Origin of the sequence: Mycobacterium sp. 1482292.6 (genome assembly GCF_001672995.1) — a bacterium.
Classification (GTDB): domain Bacteria; phylum Actinomycetota; class Actinomycetes; order Mycobacteriales; family Mycobacteriaceae; genus Mycobacterium; species Mycobacterium europaeum_A.
This window is the reverse complement of the sequence record NZ_LZKV01000229.1, coordinates 1-3734: the sequence shown is the minus strand read 5'-3', so window position 1 is coordinate 3734 and position 3734 is coordinate 1. Positions and strand designations below refer to the sequence as shown.

At 70.0% G+C, this 3734-nt stretch carries 4 protein-coding genes; 3 read left to right on the top strand and 1 reads right to left on the bottom strand.

All coding sequences use genetic code 11. The features are described from left to right. The coding region (locus tag A5624_RS23245; RefSeq protein ID WP_066871690.1) for a glycosyltransferase 87 family protein at window positions 1-1195 on the bottom strand (1195 nt) is incomplete at its 3' end. 93 nt (window positions 1196-1288) lie between these two features. On the opposite strand from A5624_RS23245, the gene A5624_RS23240 reads away from it, so the two are divergent. The 3 genes from A5624_RS23240 to A5624_RS23230 form a co-directional block, all read left to right on the top strand. Then, on the top strand, window positions 1289-2173 hold the full coding sequence (locus A5624_RS23240; RefSeq protein WP_066871686.1) for a hypothetical protein: 885 nt from the start codon (window positions 1289-1291) through the stop codon (window positions 2171-2173). Between the two features lie 469 nt (window positions 2174-2642). Then, complete coding sequence (locus A5624_RS23235; protein WP_066871683.1) at window positions 2643-3137, top strand: polyadenylate-specific 3'-exoribonuclease AS; 495 nt, start codon at window positions 2643-2645, stop codon at window positions 3135-3137. Between the two features lie 86 nt (window positions 3138-3223). Next, a partial coding sequence (locus tag A5624_RS23230) for a 3-deoxy-7-phosphoheptulonate synthase (protein WP_197519020.1) occupies window positions 3224-3734 on the top strand: 511 nt, incomplete at its 3' end.

Genomic DNA, 3734 nt, shown 5'->3' with positions numbered 1-3734 from the left:
GCGCCCACCACACATAGGACATCCCGGCGAGCTGACGCCACCAGACCGCGCTGGCCTCGTGGTGCTTGGGCAGCAGGTCGATCGGCGACCACCGCATCAGCGCCACCCCCGCGGCGCTGACCACGATCAGCGCCGCGTTGCGGCGCCGCCAGCCCACGATCGCCGTCACCAGCACCGCCGGCAGCACCCAGACCCAGTGGTGCGACCAGGACACCGGCGAGACCACCAGCCCGAACAGCGCGACGCAGACCAGCGCGAGCGTGGGCTCCTCGGCGCGCAACACCCGTCGCATCGCCCAGACCGTCAGCGCCAGCACCAGCAGCGACGCGGCCACCCAGAGCAGGGAGCGTTCCTGCTGCCCGAGCCCCAGCCGGGCCAGCGCGCCGGCGATGTTCTGGTCGGTGTTCAACGACGCGGAACCGATCCGGTCGGTGTGGTGCACGGTGTGCGTCCAGTACTCCCACGAGTCGTTCCAGGCCAGTACGAAACCCAGCAGCGTCGCCCCCACGAAAGACGCCAGCGCGGTCAGCGCGGCCCGGGTGTCGCGGCGCAGCAGGAAATAGAGCAGGAACACCGCCGGGGTCAGCTTCAGCGCCATACCCAGGCCCAGCAGCAGCCCGCGCGGCCACGGCGTACGCCGCGGCACGCAGTCGGCGACCACCAGCGTCATCAGCACCACGTTGATCTGGCCGAAGGCGAAGTTCGAGCTGATCGGTTCCAGCCAGACCGTCGCCGCCGCCGCGGCGACGATCGCCAGCCACCACCGGCGCAGCCAGGCCGGACCGGGCAGCGTCGCCGAGGTGCTCCAGACGTCGAGGCGGGTCAGCACGATCACCGTGGACACCACCAGCAGCAACAGTGTCAGGGCGGTGATCGCGACGCTGGCGGTGGGCATGTGCATCCAGGCGAACGGGCAGAACACGATGGCCGCCAGCGGCGGATAGGTGAACGGCAGATCCACGATCGGCGTGTGGAACAGCACGTCCCCGCGGTACAGCGGGTGGCCGTCCATCCACGCCCGCGCGCCCATCTGATAGACGTCGATGTCGATGCGATAGGGCGTGTGCCCGAACAGCTGCCACGCCGCATAACTGAGCCCCGCGGCGGCGGTCAGCCACGCCAGCCCCCACCCCAGCACCCACCCGGGGCCCCGCTTGCCTGCCAAGCCCACGCCGGGCGCCTGCCGTGTACTCATGTCGCACCACAGCGTAATGGGTGCGCGGCCCCCGACCCGCCTGGTGCAGCGCGGGTCCCACCTGCCCGGCGCAGACAGGCGTAGCTTTCAAGAGTGCTCCATTCGTTCGTGTCCGAGGTGACCCGATGGTTTGCCCACGACGTGTACGACCGCGGGCACCTGCCGCTGCTGTGCTGCCTGGTCGCCTTCATCCTGACGTTTTTCGTCACGCGGACGTTCGTGCGGTTGATCCGGCACCGCGCGGACAACGGCAGGCCCACCCGGTGGTGGCACCCGCGCAACGTCCACGTCGGGGGAGTGCACATTCACCACGTGACCTTCGGGGTGGTGCTGACCCTGCTCTCCGGCCTGACGCTGGTCACGCTGGCCATCGACGGGCATGAACCCGAATTCACCATCGCGGCAACCTTTTTCGGGATCGGCGCCGCCCTGGTTCTGGACGAGTACGCACTGATCCTGCACCTGTCCGACGTGTACTGGTCCGAAGACGGCCGCACCTCGGTGGACGCGGTGTTCGCCGCGGTGGCGGTGGCCGGGCTGTTGATCATGGGTCTGCACCCGCTGATGTTTTTCCTGCCGATCTGGCACAACGCCGACTCGGCGCTGCTGCGGGCCGTGGTGGCCAGCGCCATGGCGCTGACGTTGCCCCTGGCCGTCGTGGTGGTGCTCAAGGGCAAGGTGTGGACCGGCCTGCTGGGCATGTTCCTGGTCATCCTGCTGGTGATCGGCGCCATCCGGCTGTCGCGCCCGCACGCCCCGTGGGCGCGGTGGCGGTATTCGACGCAACCGGACAAGATGCGCCGCGCGCTGCAACGCGAGCGGAGACTGCGCCGCCCGGTGGTGCGGGCCAAGCTGTACCTGCAGTGCGCCATCGCCGGCACACCGCGGCTGCCTGACGATCGCACCGTCGACGCCACGCTCGACCATGAGATCCACCCCGCGCCGGCGCCCACCGGGCCCATCCTGATCGGCCGCTAGCCGGCTCCCCGGCCGATGGACCGGCTCCTCTTTCGTGCCGTGCCGGCACTCATCGTCGCCGGTCTAGGCCGATGGACCGGCTCCTCTTTCGTGCCGTGCCGGTACTCATCGTCGCCGGTCTAGGCCGATGGACCGGCTCCTCTTTCGTGCCGTGCCGGTACTCATCGTCGCCGGTCTAGGCCGATGGACCGGCTCCTCTTTCGTGCCGTGCCGGTACTCATCGTCGCCGGTCTAGGCCGATGGACCGGCTCCTCTTTCGTGCCGTGCCGGTACTCATCGTCGCCGGTCTAGGCCGATGGACCGGCTCCTCTTTCGTGCCGTGCCGGTACTCATCGTCGCCGGTCTAGGCCGATGGACCGGCTCCTCTTTCGTGCCGTGCCGGTACTCATCGTCGCCGGTCTAGGCCGATGGACCGGCTCCTCTTTCGTGCCGTGCCGGCACTCATCGTCGCCGGTCTAGGCTTTCTCCGGTGCGGTACTTCTACGACACCGAATTCATCGAGGACGGCCGCACCATCGAGCTGATCTCGATCGGGGTGGCCGCCGAAGACGGCCGCGAGTACTACGCGGTGTCCACCGAATTCGACCCCGAGCGCGCCGGGCCCTGGGTGCGCGCCAACGTGCTGCCCAAGCTGCCGCCCCCGGCGTCGCAGCTGTGGCGCTCGCGCCGCCAGATCCGGGAGGACCTGGAGGACTTCTTCGGCCTGAATTCCGGGCGGGCGGCCGCCGAGCCGATCGAGCTGTGGGCGTGGGTGGCGGCCTACGACCACGTGGCCTTGTGTCAGCTGTGGGGCACCATGCCGGAGCTGCCGCGAGCGATCCCGCGCTTCACCCGTGAGCTGCGGCAACTGTGGGAGGACCGGGGCAGCCCACGGATGCCGCCCCGATCGTCCGACGCGCACGACGCGCTGGTCGACGCGCGCGATCAGCTCCGCAGATACCGGCTCATCACCGGTGGGGACTGAGACGCCGGCGGGACGCACCCGGCCGGGCCGCGTTCCCGCAGATCAGCCCTGACCAGGGACCCCCGCGCCGCGGTTACGATGGACCGATGAACTGGACCGTCGACATACCGATCGATCAGCTGCCGCCGCTGCCGCCGCTGCCGACCGATCTGCGGGCGCGGCTGGACGCCGCACTGGCCAAACCGGCCGCCCAGCAGCCCAGCTGGCCCGCCGACCAGGCGACGGCGATGCGCACGGTCCTCGAAAGCGTCCCGCCGGTGACGGTGCCGTCGGAGATCGTCCGGTTGCAGGAGCAGCTGGCCCAGGTGGCCCGGGGCGAGGCGTTCCTGCTGCAGGGTGGGGACTGCGCGGAGACGTTCACCGAGAACACCGAACCCCACATCCGCGGCAACGTCCGCACGCTGCTGCAGATGGCGGTGGTGCTGACATACGGCTCGAGCATGCCGGTGGTCAAGGTGGCCCGCATCGCCGGCCAGTACGCCAAGCCGCGCTCGGCCGACATCGACGCGTTGGGGTTGAAGTCCTACCGCGGCGACATGATCAACGGCTTCGCCCCGGACGCCGCCGTGCGCGACCACGACCCGTCGCGGCTGGTGC